The organism is Streptomyces sp. NPDC102490 (assembly GCF_044765285.1).
Taxonomy (GTDB): domain Bacteria; phylum Actinomycetota; class Actinomycetes; order Streptomycetales; family Streptomycetaceae; genus Streptomyces.
The window spans coordinates 26,349-42,285 of record NZ_JBIWJU010000006.1 but is presented as its reverse complement, the minus strand read 5'-3'; the positions used below and the strand labels follow the sequence as shown (position 1 = coordinate 42,285).

The window sequence follows — 15,937 nt, the reverse complement described above, 5'->3', positions numbered from 1 at the left end:
GGGGCTCTAAAATTTGGGTTACTTAACGGTAGTTAGCGTGCCCAGCAGCACAGCGTTTTGGAGCGTGAGACACCTTGGCCGGATCGGCTGACTTCGACCTGTACCGCCCGTCCGAGGAGCACGACATGCTCCGGGACGCCGTCCGCTCGCTGGCCGAGGCGAAGATCGCGCCGTACGCCGCCGCGGTGGACGAGGAGGCCCGCTTCCCGCAGGAGGCCCTGGACGCCCTGACCGCGAACGACCTGCACGCCGTGCACGTCCCCGAGGCGTACGGCGGCGCGGGCGCCGACGCGCTCGCCACGGTCATCGTGATCGAGGAGGTGGCCCGCGCCTGCGCCTCCTCCTCCCTCATCCCGGCCGTGAACAAGCTCGGCTCGCTCCCGGTGATCCTCTCCGGCTCCGAGGAGCTGAAGAAGAAGTACATGACCCCGCTCGCCAAGGGCGACGGCATGTTCTCCTACTGCCTCTCCGAGCCCGACGCGGGCTCCGACGCGGCCGGCATGAAGACCAGGGCCGTCCGCGACGGCGACTTCTGGGTGCTCAACGGCGTCAAGCGCTGGATCACCAACGCCGGCGTCAGCGAGTACTACACGGTGATGGCCGTCACCGACCCGAGCAAGCGCTCCAAGGGCATCTCCGCCTTCGTCGTGGAGAAGTCCGACGAGGGCGTGTCCTTCGGCGCCCCGGAGAAGAAGCTCGGCATCAAGGGCTCCCCGACCCGCGAGGTATACCTCGACAACGTCCGCATCCCCGCCGACCGCATGATCGGCGCGGAGGGCACCGGCTTCGCCACCGCGATGAAGACGCTGGACCACACCCGCATCACCATCGCCGCCCAGGCCCTCGGCATCGCCCAGGGCGCCCTCGACTACGCCAAGGGCTACGTCAAGGAGCGCAAGCAGTTCGGCAAGCCGATCGCCGACTTCCAGGGCATCCAGTTCATGCTCGCCGACATGGCCATGAAGATCGAGGCCGCCCGCCAGCTGACGTACGCCGCGGCCGCGAAGTCGGAGCGGGGCGACAGCGACCTGACCTTCCAGGGCGCCGCCGCCAAGTGCTTCGCCTCCGACGTGGCCATGGAGGTCACCACCGACGCGGTCCAGCTGCTCGGCGGCTACGGCTACACCCGTGACTACCCGGTGGAGCGCATGATGCGCGACGCCAAGATCACCCAGATCTACGAGGGCACCAACCAGGTCCAGCGCATCGTCATGGCGCGCAACCTGCCGTAACCGGCGCCCGCGCGCCCAGGCGTGCGGGCGGGCTCAGTCCTCGTACCCCTCCGCCACCCGTCGCTCGCGCAGTTCCATGATCGCGCGGCGGCGGGCCAGGCGGTGGGTGCGGCGGATCTGGGCCTCCTGGTAGCGGCGCTTGTCCTTCTCGGTCTCGGGCAGCACCGGCGGCACCGTGCGCGGCTTGCCGTCGGCGTCCACGGCGGCGAAGACCAGATAGGCCGAGCCGACCTGGGTGGCGGGCGTGGACTCGTTCCAGCGCTCCGCCATGACCCGGACGCCCACCTCCATGGAACTCCGGCCGGTCCAGTTGACCTGCGCCTTCACATGGACGAGGTCGCCGACGCGGACCGGTTCGAGGAACGCCATCTCGTCCATGGACGCGGTGACGGCGGGCCCGCCGGAATGCCGTCCGGCCACGGCGCCCGCCGCGTCGTCCACGAGCTTCATGATCACACCGCCGTGCACCGTGCCCAGAAGGTTGGTGTCGCCGTGCGTCATGATGTGACTGAGGGTGGTGCGGGAGGCCGACACCGGCTTGCCCGGGATCTCCGGGGCCGCCGACGGCGCGGCCGAGGCCTGTTCTGCCTGGTCTGTCATGCCCTCCACCTTATGCCGGGGCCGCGCCGACGGGTTTTTGTGTCGGGTTGGCAACAGCACTGCCCTGATTTTCCGACATACCTTGTAAGCCCCACCGTGCGGGCCTGCACACTGGTGCGCATGAATGATTGGCCCGAGGGATGGTCCGGTGACGACCGCGGCAGCGGATACGGACGCGGCAGCGCGAGCGCCCGGCCCGAGAGCGCACGGGTGATGCGTCAGGTCCGCCGCGGCGCGACGCCGCCCGGCCCGGGCCCGTCGGCCCCGCCGTACGGCGCCGGGGTGCCCCAGCAGCCGTCGTACACCGACGGCCAGGGGTACGGCGGCGACGGATACGACAGCGGCTACAACACAGGCCAGGTCTACGGCGGCGGCGGCCAGGGCCCCGGCCGCCAGGTCCGCGACCGGCCCGCGCCCGACTGGCGCCGCCGGATCAAGTGGACCGCGATCACGGTGGTGACCGTGCTGGTCGCCACCACCGTCGGCACCTACTTCTGGGCCGACTCCAAACTCAACCGCGAGGTCGACCTGTCCAAGGTCATCGAGCGGCCCGGGGCGGGAGAGGGCACCAACTACCTGATCGTCGGCTCCGACAGCCGCGAGGGCATGACCGCCGAGCAGAAGAAGGACCTGCACACCGGCTCCGCCGAGGGCAAGCGCACCGACTCGATGATGATCCTGCACACCGGGGACAACGGGGCCACGCTGATCTCCCTGCCCCGTGACTCGGACGTGGAGATCCCGAGCTTCGTCGGCTCCGAGTCCGGCAAGAAGTACCCGGGCACCGGCCGGCACACCAAGCTGAACGCCGCGTACGCCGAGGACGGCCCCGAGCTGCTGGTGCGCACCGTCGAGCACAACACCGGGCTGCGCCTGGACCACTACGTGGAGATCGGCTTCGCCGGCTTCGCGAACATCGTGGACGCGGTCGGCGGCGTCGAGATGGACATCCCGCAGGACATCAAGGACAAGAAGTCAGGCGCCGACCTCAAGAAGGGCAAGCAGACCCTGAACGGCGAGGAGGCCCTCGCCTTCGTCCGCACCCGGTACGCGCTGGCCGGTTCCGACCTGGACCGCACCAAGAACCAGCAGAAGTTCCTGTCGACGCTGGCGGGCCAGGTGGCCACCCCGTCCACCGTCCTCAACCCGTTCAAGCTCTACCCGACCATGGGCGCCGGTCTGGAGTCCCTGATCGTCGACAAGGACATGGGCCTGTTCGACCTGGCGAGCATGTTCTGGGCGATGAAGAGCGTCAGCGGCGGCGACGGCACCTCGATGAACATGCCGATCTCGGGCAGCGTCGGGGGCAACCTGAAGTGGGACGACGCCAAGGTGAAGAAGCTCGTCGAGGAGCTGAAGAACGACGACAAGGTCACCGTCTCCGGCAACTGAGGCGGGGACCGGCCGGTCCCGGCCCCTCACCGGTCGCCGCAGACCACCTCGTCGCCCCGCACCACCGTGCCCGACTCCTGCGGCGGGTCGGCCGGCCGCACCTTCGCCACCTTCTCGAAGTCGGCGCCCGCGATCACCTTCAGCGTCGCGCCCTGCCCCTTGACCGGCTTCAGCTCGCTGCCGGGCAGGGCGGCGGCCAGCGACTTCGCCGACTGGTCCCAGCGCGGGTCGTAGGCGACCACGGTCCGCCCGACCGCCCGGTTCACGGCGTTCCTCGGGGCCTTGGTGGTGCGGAACCCGGTCGCGGCCAGCGCGTCGTCCACCCGCTTGCCGAGCCCGGGGGTGCGGGTGCCGTTCTCCACCTGGACGCGGATCTGCTTCGGGTCCACCGGGACCCGCACCGGCGGCGGGCCCTTCGGCTTCGGTTTCGGCGCGGCCAGCGGCTTGTCCTCGCGCAGGGCGTCGAAGAGCCGCTCGGACTTCGCCGGGTCCCACCGCAGGGTCGAACCGACGCCCTTGACGGCGTAGCCCATCTGCCCGATCGGCACGGTGGTGAACTCGGAGGACGACGGCGAGAAGTTCCGCATCGCCCGCCCGAGCGTCAGCAGCTCGTCGGTGCCGAAGCCCTGGTCGGCCCGGACCGAGCCGAGCACGGCCCGGGTGACGTCACGGAACTTCAGCGGGTTCAGCAGGATCCCCGAGGAGGTGGCCCGGTCGATCAGGGCGGCCAGGAAGCGCTGCTGGCGCTTCATCCGGCTCAGGTCCGCGGCGCCGTCGAGATGGCGGGCCCGCACGTACTGGAGCGCCTGCCCGCCCCTCAGCGTGTGGGTGCCGGGCGGCAGGTCGAGCCCGGTGTAGCTGTCCTTGAGCGGCTGGACCGTGCAGATCCGCACCCCGCCGAGGACGTCCACCGTCTTCATGAAGCTGGTGAAGTCGACCTCCAGATAGTGGTCGATCTTCACGCGGGTCATGTTCTCCACGGTGCGGATCGTCAGCTGCGGGCCGCCCTCGGCGTAGGCCGCGTTCAGCTTGAGCGGGTGCCCCCGGTGGTGCTCGCCGGTGGTGCGGTCGGTGTGGCCGGGCGTGACGGCGTACGAGTCGCGCGGCAGGCTGACCACGCTCGCGCGCTCCCGGTCCTCCGAGATGTGCACGATCATGATGGTGTCGGTGCAGTGGCAGGGGGCGCCGCCCAGCTTGTACTTGCGCCGCTCCTCCTCGGTGATCTCGTCCCGGCCGTCGGTGCCGACCATCAGGACGTTCATGCCGTCGCCCGCCCGCGGCCGGTTCTTCATGTCCTTGAACGCGTCGAACCGCGCGATGTCCGAGTCCAGACCGGAGAGCACCGCGTGCCCGATCCCGGCGGAGGCGAGCACCACCACCGACAGCGCGGTCACCGCCCGCATGGCCCAGCGCGGCCGCTTCCGCCGTGGGGGCCTGGGCGGGCGTCCGGGCGGCCGGGGGCCGCCGCGCTGCGGCGGAGGTCCGCCCCGGGTGGTCGGGGCCGGGACCCGGGACGAGCGGGGCGGCGTGGGCAAGGGGGCACCTCCGCGGGGACGGGGCCCTGGGCGTGGACCACGAGGCCGGACGTGGGAGTCGTGAGCACCGTAGGCCCATACGATCTGCTGCCCGGGGCTGCGACCCCTGCGGCGCGCACCCGTGTCCCCCGTTCGCGGTAACGTGAGCACCGATGAACGCCAAGTCCGACGTGCGGCCGCCCGCCGTTTCCGTGATCATGCCCGTCCTCAACGAGGAGCGGCATCTGCGCGGCGCCGTCCGCGCCATCCTCGCCCAGGAGTACGCCGGTGAGATGGAGGTCGTGATCGCCGTCGGTCCGTCCACGGACCGCACGGAGGAGATCGCCGCCGAGCTCGTCGCCGAGGACCCCCGAGTCCACACCGTGCCGAACCCCACCGGCCGCACGCCCGCCGCGCTGAACGCCGCGATCAAGGCCTCCCGCCATCCGGTCGTCGTCCGCGTCGACGGCCACGGCATGCTCTCGCCGAACTACATCGCCACCGCCGTACGGCTCCTGGAGGAGACCGGCGCGCAGAACGTCGGCGGCATCATGCACGCCGAGGGCGAGAACGCCTGGGAGGACGCCGTCGCCGCCGCGATGACGTCGAAGATCGGCGTGGGCAACGCCGCGTTCCACACGGGCGGCGAGGCCGCGCCCGCCGAGACCGTCTACCTCGGGGTGTTCCGCCGCGAGGCGCTGGAGCGGCAGGGCGGGTACAACGAGGAGTTCATTCGCGCCCAGGACTGGGAGCTGAACTTCCGCATCCGCGAGGCCGGCGGCCTGATCTGGTTCTCGCCCGAGCTGAAGGTGTCCTACCGTCCCCGGCCGAGCATGCGGGCGCTGGCCAAGCAGTACAAGGACTACGGCCGCTGGCGGCACGTCGTCGCGCGCTACCACTCCGGCTCCATCAACCTGCGCTACCTCGCCCCGCCGACCGCCGTGTGCGCCCTCGCGGCCGGGGTCGTGGTGGGCGCCGTGCTGACCCCGTGGGGCTTCGTCGTGCCCGGCGGCTACCTCGCGGCGATCGTGGCCGGCTCGCTGCCCGCCGGCAAGGGGCTCGGGCTGAGGGCGCGGGCGCAGATCCCGGTGGCGCTGGCGACCATGCACATGTCCTGGGGCTGGGGCTTCCTGACCAGTCCGAAGTCGCTGGCCAGGAAGGTCATCGCCTCGCGGCGCCCGGCGGTCCAGGCGGAGACGGACACCACGGACGCCGCCGCCGCTCGGTGACGCCGTCCGTCAGGACCAGGTGAACGCCGGGTTCACGTGCATGCAGGCGCTGTCGTCCGCGCCGTTGAGGGCCTCGGCCGACTCGGGGGTGCTGTCGTCGCTCTCCGGCCCCTTGTACGCCGTGCCCTCGCGCCAGTCGGCGCCCACCACGAGCGTCACGCCGGAGACGTCCGTCGACCGCTTCACCGAACTCGCAGGGATGCCCAGGGACTTGGCGACGCGCCGGGCGTCGCCCTCCAGGTCGGCGCTCGGGTAGCGGATCACCGTACGGTCCTCGCTGGGCAGCACCGACGGGTCCGCGACGGCCTTCGTGAAGCCGCGGTCCACCAGGAGCCCGGCGACGGTGTTCGCGCGTCCGGGGGCGGTGCCCCGCGCGTCCGTGCGGGTGCCGTTGCGGACCTGCACCGCGATCTCGTCGTCGGGCGCCGCCGGGTCGGCCGGGGGCGCCGGCTCCGCGGCGGGCTTCTTCTTCGCGTCCTTGCCGTCGAGGGCGATGTCCTCGCGCACCAGCCGGAACAGCCGCTCCGCGTCCTCGGTCGGCTCGACGCGGGCGCCCACGTACCGGTTGGGCATCGTGGTCATGGTGATGCGCTCGGGCTTCACCTCGCGCAGCTCGTTGCTGAGGTCGTACAGCTTCTTGACCGAGTCCAGGCCCGGGTCGACGGTGAGCGCCGCGGTGGCCTCCTCGGCGAGCCTGCGCAGCCTGTTCGGGCTGGTCAGCGTCGCGTTCTCGCGCAGCACCCGCACCATTGAGTTCAGGTACATGTGCTGGGCCTTGGCCCGTGCCAGGTCGCTGCCGTCCTCGAAGCCGTACCGGGTGCGCAGCCATTGCAGGGCCTGCTCGCCCTTGACCGGGTGGGTGCCCTTCGCCAGCTTCAGGCCCGAGCCGTGGCCCGAGCCGTCGCGCGAGTGGATGTTGGCGTCCACACAGACCGGGACGCCGCCGACGGCGTCCGCCATCGAGACCACGCCCGCGAAGTCGACCATGACGAAGTGGTCGATGTGGATGCCGGTCAGCTCCTGCCAGGTGGCCACCGTGCAGCCGGGACCGCCGTGGCCGAGGCTCTGGTTGGTCATCACCCGGCCCTCGCTCGCCGGGTGGACCGTGCCGTCGTCCGGGTCGGTGCACTTGGGTATCTCCAGCAGCGTGTCGCGCGGCATGCTGACCACCGACATGTTGCTGCGGTCGGCGGACAGGTGCACCAGCATCTGTACGTCCGCCAGCGGTGTGGAGCCGAACGTCTCGCGTGCGCCGCCCAGTTGCTGGTTCTCCTCGCTGTCCCGGGCGTCCGAGCCGATGACGAGGATGTTCAGCGGGGTCTGCCCGGCCGCGTTCGGCGTCGGCGCGGCGACCTTGCTGTCGCCCAGGTTCAGGACGTCCTGCTTGATGTTGTCGTTGAGGTGCTCGTAGTAGAGGTAACCGGCCCCGGCCGTGCCGGCCAGGACCACGGCGAGCACCACCGCGGTCCAGCGCAGGACCCGGCGGCGGCGCCGCGGGCGGGGGCCCTCGGGTCTGCCTTCGGTGCTGCCTTCGGTACTGCCTTCGGTGTCCTCGACACCGTTGTCGCCGTCCCCCCGGACGGCCTGGTCACGCTCGGGGGCGCCGGTCGCGCCCTCGTCCGTGTCCTCCCCCTGCACACTGCTCCGCGTCACGTCCGCGTCCCCTCCCGCCCCCGGGCCACCGCGTGGGCCCGTCGCCGTCCTGTGAGACGTACGACAGGCCCCTCAGGTCAACTGGCGCACTGCTTCTGGTCGGCCGTGGACTTGTCCAGGTCCGGCGTCTCGATGGACTTGGCGTCGAGCTTGACCCCGGCGCCCTTGAAGTCCTTGCCGAGGGTGAGGGTCATGGTGGGCAGGCCCTGGGAGTTGGTGACGCTCTCGCCGGGCTTCATGGCGGCGCCGGACAGGCCGAGGATCTCGGCGAGGGCGCGGGCCTGGTCGGCCTGGTCGGGGGCGTACTCCAGGGTCGTCTTCGCGAGGTCGGCGGGGGCGTTGCCCGCGTTCTCGGACTTGGCGACGCCGGCCTGGGTCTGGAGGTAGGCCAGTTCCTCCTGGGCGCTGCCGGTGGGGGCGCCGCCGTTCATGACCCGGACGCGGACCTCGCCGGGCTCGGACTTCTCGCCCTCCAGGCGGGCGGCGACGGCGGCCTTCTCCTTCTTCTCCTTCTTCTTGACCTCGGTGAAGGAGATGTCGTTCTTGATCATGTCGAAGACCTGGGGGCCCTTCGACTCGTTCACGACCACCGTCGCCTTGACCTTCTCGGCCGGGTTGTCGATCACCGGCACCGTGGTGAACGTGATGTTCTTCGGCGGCACCTTCTTCAGCTCCAGGGCCATGTCCTTGAGCGTGCCCACCTTGCTGATGGCGGTGTCCACGGTGAGGGCCTCGGTGGCGGCCTCGGCGAGCTTCACCAGCTTTGTGGGGCTGGTGAGGGTGTCGCTGGAGGACATCTTCCGCATGAGCGAGCCGAGGAACTGCTGCTGCACCTTGATGCGGTCCAGGTCGCCCTCGTTGCCGAAGGCGTGCCGGGTGCGGACGAAGGCGAGGGCCTGCTCGCCCTGGACCTTGGACTCGCCCGCGGGCAGCTTGAGATGGGACTTCGGGTCGTCCACGGCGTGCTCCACGCACACGTCGACGCCGCCGACCGCCGAGGTCAGGGTCTTGACCGCGTTGAAGTCGGCCATCACGAAGTGGTCGGGCTTGACGCCGGTCGTCTCCGTCACCGTGCGCATCGTGCAGCCCGCGTCCCGGCCGAGGTCGCCGAGGCTCTGGTTGAAGCGGACGCCGGAGGAGCCCGGGATGACCTTCTTCGTCCCGTCCTCCTGCGTGGTCTCGCAGTCGGGGATGTCGACGATCAGGTCGCGCGGGATGCTGAGCGCGGTGGCGTTGGAGCGGTCCTCGGAGACGTGCAGCAGGATGTTGGTGTCCGCGTGCCCCACGCTGCCCTTGTCGCCGTAGCCCTCGTTGCCCTCACCGGTGCGCTTGTCGGTGCCGATGATGAGGATGTTGAAGGCCTCGTCCTTCTTGAAGCTGCTGCTTCCGGCGGTGCCCACGTCCGTCGTCGAGACGTTGCCCTCCAGGTGCTTGAGGTAGAGGTAGCCGCCCGCACCCGCCACCAGGACGACGAAGGCCATGCTGCCGCCGGTCCACAGCAGGGCCCTCTTGCCCCGGGACTTCTTCTTCTCCGGCCGGCGTCCGCGCCGCCCGGGCACCGGCGCCCCGGGCTCCGGACGGCGCCGCCGCTGGGGCGGCACCTCGCGCCCGGGAGCGGCCGTACGGCGCCCCGCCGTGCGTGGTCCGGGGACGGACGACTCCGGTGCGGAGGGGGACAGCCGCAGTTCGTATTCACCGGTCTGCGGATTCAGCACCCACTGGTCTGCGGGGTCCACGTCGTCTGCCCGCCCACGTCCTTGCGCGTCCACGGTCTCCCAATCCTCCGTCGGGGGCCACGCGGCACCTTCCCCTGAAGGTGCACGGTAAAGAGTCAACAAGTGCACGACGCCAGGGCGGACCTCGCGGCAGGGAGCACTGGAGCGCTCACACTATCCGCCCGGTTCGGCGTCGAACGACCCTGGTGTCACGATCGTCACCCCTACAACAGGGCATTCCCGCCCCATTCCCTCCTATTTTCGTGACCTCCTACCATCGATACGGCTTGTAGACGTCCATGCACGTGCTGCTGTCCGAGCCGTTGAGGGCGTCGCTCGTCTCCGGCAGGTCGCCGGCCTCGGGCGTCCTCTGCTTCGGATAGGACGTGCCCTCGCGCCAGTCAGCTCCCACGACGAGAGTGATCCCGGACACGTCCGCGGACTTGCGCACCGCGTTCGCCGGGATCCCCATCGCCTCGGCCACGCGCCGTGCGTCGCCCGCCAACGCGTCGCTCGGGTAACGCACCACGGTCCGCTCCTCGGAGAGCGCCGCCGAGCCGTCCTTCGTCGCCTTGGCGAAGCCCTTCTCCACCAGCGCCCCGGCGATCGCACCGGCCCGGCCGGTGACCGGGCCGAGGGTGGCCGAGCGGGTGGCGTTCCGCACGAGGACGCCGATCTCGGCGTCGGCGGCGGGCTCGTCGGCGGGCTGCTCGGCGCCGTCCTGCCCGGTGGCGCCGTCTCGGGCGGCGTCCTCGCCGGGCCCCTTGCCGGTGCCCTTCTCGTCGGTGCCCTTCTTGTCCTTCGTGCCCTTGTCGTCGAAGGACACGTCGTCGCGGAGCATCGCCCACATCTTGTCGGCGTCGGGGGCCGGAAGCAGGTGATTCCTGTCCTCGGGGTCCTCGACGGTGGGGATCGTCGTCATGGTGATGCGGTCCGTGGGCACCGTCTTGAGCTGCGTGCCCAGGTCGTACAGCTTCTTGACGGTGCCGATCTCCTCGGAGACCGTCAGCGACTTCGTGGCGGCCTCGGCCAGGTCCATCAGCCGGCCGGCGTCCGTGAAGACGTTCTGGCTCTTCAGCGTGCGGATCATCGAGTTCATGTACATGTGCTGGGCCCGGGCCCGCAGCGGGTCGCTGCCCCAGGCGTGCCGGGTGCGCAGCCACTGAAGCGCCTGCTCGCCCTGGACCTTCTTCCGGCCGGCGGTCATCTTCAGGCCGGAGCCGCCGGGCACGCCGGGCAGCGGGCGGTCCCACACGTTCTGGTTCACGCAGACCTCGACCCCGCCGATGGCGTCGGCCATCGAGACCACGCCCGCGAAGTCGATCGTCATCCAGTGGTCGATGTAGACGCCGGTGAGGTTCTCCCAGGCGGCCAGGGTGCAGCCGGCGCCGCCGCGGGCCAGCGACGTGTTGATGATGTCGTTGGTCGCCGGGAACTTCTCCCCGGTGCCGGGGTCCTGGCAGGCCGGGATGTCGACCCGGGTGTCCCGGGGGATGCTCACCACCGCGGCGCTCTTGCGGTCGGCGGCCAGGTGGATCAGCATCTGCACGTCGGCCAGCGGCGGGTTGTCGCGGTGGTTCTTGCCGCCGCCCAGCGCCACGTTGGCGTCGGAGGCGCGGCTGTCGGAGCCGAGCAGCAGGATGTTCAGGGGCGTCTGTCCGGCGGCGTTCGGCTCGGCCTTGTGCGCCTTGGAGTCGCCGCTGCTGCGCTCGCCCTTGTCGATGTTGCCGTTCAGGTGCTGGTAGTAGAGGTATCCGGCGCCGGCCGTGCCGAGTATCAGCACCGCGAGGGTGGTCGCGGACCACCTCAGCGCCCGGTGCCGCCGTCCGCCGCCGCGCCGCCGCCCGGAGCGTCCGCCGTGGCCGCCCGCGCCGCCCCGCCCGCCCGTGCCCGCGCCGCCCTCTTCCCCTCCGCCGCGTCCGGCTCGCCTGCCGCGGGCGGGCCGGACCGTGTCGGGTCGCGTTCCCTCCCCGCGCACACTGCTCTGCGTCATGCCTCTCCCACCCTCGGGCCCGCGAACGTGCTCCCGCACGCGGCCTGTTCGCACAGTTGGACGTACGACGCCGCGCGTTGGCTGTACGGCGCCCGGTGGTTCGTTCGCGGTTGGACCGGTCGACCGATGGACTGTCGTACTGTCAGACGGTCGTGGAGGCCCTCAGGTCACTTCGCGCACTCGACCTTGTCCGCCGTGGACTTCTGGAGGTCCTCCGGTACCGCCGCGGAGGTGGCGTCGAGCTTGACCCCGGCGCCCTTGAAGTCCTTGCCGAGGGTGAGGGTCATGGCGGGCAGGCCCTGGGAGTTGGTGACGCTCTCGCCGGGCTTCATGGCGGCGCCGGACAGGCCGAGGATCTCGGCGAGGGCGCGGGCCTGGTCGGCCTGGTCGGGGGCGTACTCCAGGGTTGTCTTGGCAAGTTCGGCGGGGGCGTTGCCCGCGTTCTCCGACTTGGTGACGCCGGCCTCGTTCTGGAGGTAGGTCAGCTCGCGTCCCGCGCTTCCGGACGAGGCGCCGCCGTTGAGGAGGCGGACGCGGATCTCGCCGGGCTCGGACTTCTCGCCCTCCAGGCGGGCGGCGACCGCGGCGTCCTCCTTTTTCTTCTTCTCCTTCTCCTTCTTCTTGACCTCGGTGAAGGAGACGTCGTTCTTGACCATGTCGAAGACCTGCTGGGCGGGCCCGTCCTTGAGGACGACGGTCACCGGGGTCTTCTCGGCCGGGTTGTCCTTCACCGGCACGGTGGCGAAGGTCAGGTTCTTGGTGTTGAGCTTGCCCAGCTCCAGACCGAGGTCCTTCAGCTTGCCGATGCTGTCCAGCTTGGCGTCGACGGTCAGCGCCTTGGTGCCCGCCTCGGCCAGCTTCACCATCTTCGTCGGGCTGGTGAGCGTGTCGTTGGACTTCAGCTTGCGCATCAGCGAGCTGAGGAACTGCTGCTGGATCTCGATGCGGCTCAGGTCGCCGCCGAAGCCGACCGAGTGCCGGGTGCGGACGAAGGCGAGGGCCTGCTCGCCCTCGACGGTGTGCTTGCCCGCCGACAGGTTCAGGTGCGAGTCGGGGTCGTTGATGTCCTTCGCCAGACAGACCTCGACGCCGCCGACCGCCGAGGTCAGCGTCTTGACCGCGTTGAAGTCGGCCACCATGAAGTTGTCGGGCTTCACCCCGGTCAGCTCGGTCACGGTCCGCATGGTGCAGCTGGGCGTACGGCCGCTCTGGCCCAGGCTGGTGTTGAAGCGGACGCCGGAGGAGCCCGGGATGACCTTGGTGCTCCCGTCCTCCTGCGTGGTCGGGCAGTCGGGGACGTCGACGATCAGGTCGCGGGGGATGCTCAGGGCGGTGGCGTTGGAGCGGTCCTTGGCGACGTGCAGCAGGATCGTGGTGTCGGCGTGGCCGGCACTGCCCCGGTCACCGTAGCCGTCGTTGCCGGAGCCGGTGCGCTTGTCGGTGCCGATCAGCAGGATGTTGATGGCCTGGTCCTTCTGGAAGCCACCGGTGCTCGCGCCGTCGTCGGGGAGGGAGTCGATGTTGTCGTTCAGGTGCTGGAGGTAGAGGTAGCCGGCGGTGCCGGCGGCGAGGACGACGAACGCCATCGTGCCGCCGGTCCACAGCAGGACCCGCTTGCCCCGCGACTTCTTCTTCGCCGGCCGCCGGCGACCGCGCCGTCCCGGCGGCGGCTCCTCCGGCGCCGAACGGCGCCTGCGGGGCGCCGGGACCTCGGGCGCGGCCGGTGCGGGCGAGGCCCGGCGGGGGGCCGGGATCGGTGACTGCGGTGCGGAAGGGGGCAGTCGCAGTTCGTAGTCGCCGGTGTCCGGATTGAGTACCCACTGGTCTGCGGGGTCGATGTCCTCCGCCCGCCCACGGCCTTGCGCGTCCACGGTTGTCCGAATCCTCCGTCGGGGCCACGCGGCGCCCTCCCCTCCGGGCGCCCGGTCTCGCTCACGTCAGTTCAGTGCGTGGCCAGGGCAGAACTCCACGGCCGGGCACACCGGATCGCTCACATTAACCGTCCCGTCGGGCGCGGGGCGACGGCAGTGACGCATTCCACGGCCTTTACAACTGGGCAATCCGGCGCATTTATCGGACAATTGTCCGCTCGCGCAGACCTTCTTGCACCCCGGGTTGCCCCTTCTTGTAGCGCGCTTTACTCGCAGATGTCCTCGTCGGCGGTGTTCCCGCTGAACGTCGGCGCCGGGGAATCGGCGTCACCGGGTTCGCCGGAATGCGCCGTACCGCCCGTCGAGTCCTGCCGGGAGGCCGCGATCGTCACCGGCTCGTCCGTCCGCAGGCGGGTGAACAGGTTCTCGGCGTCCGGCTGCACGAGCTGGTCCCGATTGGCGTCACCCGCGTACGACTCCCGCGGGACGGTCAGGAATTGCACGCGTTCGGTGGGAATCCCGCGCAGCCCGCGCACCAGGTCGTACAGGCCGCGCAGATTCGCCAGGTCCGGGTCCGTGGTGAGCGACGACGTGGCGGCGTCCAGTACGGGATACAGCTTCACCGGATTCAGCAGCACGTCATTGCTCTGCACCTTGTTCACGAGCGCGCCCAGAAAGCGCTGCTGCCGGTCCATCCGGTCGGTGTCGCTGCCGTCGCCGAGCGTCTTGCGGGCCCGGACGTACCCGAGCGCCTGCTCCCCGTCGAGCGTCACCCGGCCCGCGGGCAGTTTCAGCTTGGCGTCCTTGTCGTCGACCGGTTTGCGCAGGCACACCTCGACGCCGTCGAGCGCGTCGACCATCTCCTTGAAGCCCGCGAAGTCGACGACCACGTGATGGTCGACGCGGATGCCGGTCAGCTTCTCCACCGTACGGATCGAGCACGCCGAACCGCCCGTCGCGAAGGCGTAGTTGAACTGCTGGAGCGCCGGTTCGGTGCGGGACCCGTCCGGGCGGTGGCAGCCGGGGACGTCCACCATCAGGTCGCGGGGGAGGGAGACGGCGGTGACGCTGTCCCGGCCCGCGGCCAGGTGCAGCAGGATCGTGGTGTCCGACCGCTCGGTACCGGAGTCCCGCCCGTAGCGCGCGTTGCCGTCCCCGGCCCGCGAGTCCGACCCGATCAGCAGCACGTTCTGCGCGCCGCGCACCAGCGCGGTGGGCCGCTCCTTCTCGTACCGGGCGAGTTCGGCCGCGGCCGCCTCGTCCGCGGTGATGTTGCCGTTCAGCTTGGCGTACACCGCCCATCCGACGCCCACCGCACCCCCGGCCAGCACGACCACCGCGATCCCGGCGATCCCCAGCCGCCGCCTGCGCCGCCGCCGCTTCAGCCCGGCCCCGCTCGCGGACGCCCCGTGCCCCGGGTCCCCGCGGGAGGCCGCAGTGCCCGCGTCATCACCCACGCCTGCCTCCGTCCACACCCGCACGCTGCTACGACCATGCCCCGAGCGAAGACAAAAGACGGAACGGACCTAGCCCGAACGGTGGACGCGCCCCCCGGCCTGCGGCCAGGCTGCGGGCCGTCGTGCCCCTCTCAAGCCGCGGGCAGTCGCGCCCCCAGGCTGCGGGCAGTCGCGCCCCCACCAAGCTGCGGGCATTCGTGCCGCCTAGGGCGGCACGGGTGGGCGCAGGCGGCACCCCGCCAGCGCCGGGCCGCGCACCCCACCCCGCGCCCACACCGACCCCGAGCACGGATCAGCGCCGGGCCGCGCCCCCCCCACCTCACGCCGAGACCGACCCCGCGCACGGGTCAGCGCCGGGTCGCGCCGCCCACCCCACGCCGAGACCGACCCCGAGCACGGATCAGCGCCGGGCCCCGCCCCACGCCGGAACCGACCCCGCGCACAGACCCGGCACCGCTCACCGACTCACCGGCGTCACCTCAACGCCGATCCACCACCCACCCGGCGGAACCTCACCGAGCCGTCGCAGACACCCGCTCCGCCTCGATCCGCTGATCCACCACACCCGCCCCCGCCAGCTCCAGATGCCGGCACAACACCACCGACCCCCCACTCGCCAGCGGCCCGTACAACCCCGCGCTCAACCCCTCCCACGTGTCGTACGGCAGCCCCGACAGGATCCGCGCCCCCGGCCCCGTGAGCCCCAGCCCCGCCGCCTCCGCCCGCGCCCGCTCCACGACCTCCGCCCCGCTGAACTCCCGCCCGGCCACGATCAGCGCCGGTGCCTCCGGGTCCACCGGCGCGTACCGCACGAACCGGTCCCCCTGCCCCGGCACCTCCACCGCGTAGTCGGCGAAGCCCTCCGGCGGCGCCGGCGCGAACCGGCCCCCCAGCGGCCGCAACGCCAGCGCGATCCGCGCCCCCGAGCACGCCCGCGCGGCCTCCAGCGACTCCGGTTCGGGCCCGCTCACGACCACGTCCGCCGCCCCCGGATCGCCCGCCACGTCGGCGACGACGCCCACCGACGTGCACGCCAGCAGCCACACCGCCGTCTGCCAGTGCGCGGGCAGCAGCAGCGCCACCCGGTCGCCGGGTTCGACGGACAGTTCGTCCTGGAGCAGGTTCGCGGTCTTGGCCACCCAATTGGCGAAGGTGGCCACGGACAGTTCGACGCGTTCGCCCGTGGCGTCGTCGTAGAAGGTCACCAGGGGGCGTCCCGGGTCCGCGGCGAGCGCGGAACTCAGCAGGTCGGCAGGGGTGCGATCGGTCGCGTTCACCCGC

The 15,937-nt window shown here is 71.3% G+C and carries 11 protein-coding genes; 3 read left to right on the top strand and 8 right to left on the bottom strand.

All coding sequences use genetic code 11. The features are described from left to right. Positions 1-74: 74 nt before the first annotated feature. The gene (locus ACIRGB_RS14530; protein ID WP_403863581.1) at positions 75-1,232 is read left to right on the top strand and encodes an acyl-CoA dehydrogenase; all 1,158 of its coding nucleotides are present in this window, start codon (positions 75-77) and stop codon (positions 1,230-1,232) included. 33 nt (positions 1,233-1,265) lie between these two features. Here the strand turns inward: ACIRGB_RS14530 and ACIRGB_RS14525 are convergent, their stop codons facing one another. Further along, on the bottom strand, positions 1,266-1,832 hold the full coding sequence (locus ACIRGB_RS14525) for an acyl-CoA thioesterase (RefSeq protein WP_403863579.1): 567 nt from the start codon (positions 1,830-1,832) through the stop codon (positions 1,266-1,268). 120 nt (positions 1,833-1,952) lie between these two features. Here ACIRGB_RS14525 and ACIRGB_RS14520 point away from each other — a divergent pair, with 120 nt between their 5' ends. Beyond that, positions 1,953-3,224, top strand: coding sequence for an LCP family protein (locus ACIRGB_RS14520; RefSeq protein WP_403863576.1), 1,272 nt, complete (start codon positions 1,953-1,955; stop codon positions 3,222-3,224). A gap of 26 nt (positions 3,225-3,250) precedes the next feature. Here the strand turns inward: ACIRGB_RS14520 and ACIRGB_RS14515 are convergent, their stop codons facing one another. Next, positions 3,251-4,627, bottom strand: a complete 1,377-nt coding sequence (locus tag ACIRGB_RS14515; protein ID WP_403863573.1) for an LCP family protein — start codon at positions 4,625-4,627, stop codon at positions 3,251-3,253. A 284-nt stretch (positions 4,628-4,911) separates the two neighbouring features. Between ACIRGB_RS14515 and ACIRGB_RS14510 the strand changes: the two genes are divergently transcribed. Continuing rightward, on the top strand, positions 4,912-5,967 hold the full coding sequence (locus ACIRGB_RS14510; RefSeq protein WP_403863570.1) for a glycosyltransferase family 2 protein: 1,056 nt from the start codon (positions 4,912-4,914) through the stop codon (positions 5,965-5,967). A 9-nt stretch (positions 5,968-5,976) separates the two neighbouring features. On the opposite strand, the gene ACIRGB_RS14505 is transcribed toward ACIRGB_RS14510, so the two are convergent. The 6 genes from ACIRGB_RS14505 to ACIRGB_RS14480 all read right to left on the bottom strand — a co-directional run bounded on the left by ACIRGB_RS14505 (position 5,977) and on the right by ACIRGB_RS14480 (position 15,933). After that, positions 5,977-7,620, bottom strand: a complete 1,644-nt coding sequence (locus ACIRGB_RS14505; RefSeq protein ID WP_403863567.1) for an LCP family protein — start codon at positions 7,618-7,620, stop codon at positions 5,977-5,979. Between the two features lie 77 nt (positions 7,621-7,697). After that, positions 7,698-9,389 (bottom strand): LCP family protein, encoded by a 1,692-nt coding sequence (locus tag ACIRGB_RS14500; protein ID WP_403863564.1) that lies wholly within the window; start codon positions 9,387-9,389, stop codon positions 7,698-7,700. A gap of 217 nt (positions 9,390-9,606) precedes the next feature. Next, on the bottom strand, positions 9,607-11,328 hold the full coding sequence (locus ACIRGB_RS14495) for an LCP family protein (protein WP_403863561.1): 1,722 nt from the start codon (positions 11,326-11,328) through the stop codon (positions 9,607-9,609). A 167-nt stretch (positions 11,329-11,495) separates the two neighbouring features. Continuing rightward, entirely contained in the window at positions 11,496-13,199 is a 1,704-nt protein-coding gene (locus ACIRGB_RS14490) for an LCP family protein (RefSeq protein WP_403863558.1), read from the bottom strand. A 266-nt stretch (positions 13,200-13,465) separates the two neighbouring features. After that, a complete protein-coding gene (locus ACIRGB_RS14485; protein ID WP_403863555.1) occupies positions 13,466-14,656 on the bottom strand; it encodes an LCP family protein in 1,191 nt (396 codons plus the stop codon). A gap of 512 nt (positions 14,657-15,168) precedes the next feature. Then, positions 15,169-15,933, bottom strand: a complete 765-nt coding sequence (locus ACIRGB_RS14480; RefSeq protein WP_403863552.1) for a TIGR03089 family protein — start codon at positions 15,931-15,933, stop codon at positions 15,169-15,171. Positions 15,934-15,937: the final 4 nt, after the last annotated feature.

Excerpts from the sequence above, each read along its gene's own strand:
- ACIRGB_RS14525 (WP_403863579.1), bottom strand. The coding sequence starts at position 1,832 with ATGACAGACCAGGCAGAACAGGCCTCGGCCGCGCCGTCGGCGGCCCCG.
- ACIRGB_RS14520 (WP_403863576.1), top strand. The coding sequence starts at position 1,953 with ATGAATGATTGGCCCGAGGGATGGTCCGGTGACGACCGCGGCAGCGGA.
- ACIRGB_RS14515 (WP_403863573.1), bottom strand. The coding sequence starts at position 4,627 with ATGCGGGCGGTGACCGCGCTGTCGGTGGTGGTGCTCGCCTCCGCCGGG.
- ACIRGB_RS14510 (WP_403863570.1), top strand. The coding sequence starts at position 4,912 with ATGAACGCCAAGTCCGACGTGCGGCCGCCCGCCGTTTCCGTGATCATG.
- ACIRGB_RS14495 (WP_403863561.1), bottom strand. The coding sequence starts at position 11,328 with ATGACGCAGAGCAGTGTGCGCGGGGAGGGAACGCGACCCGACACGGTC.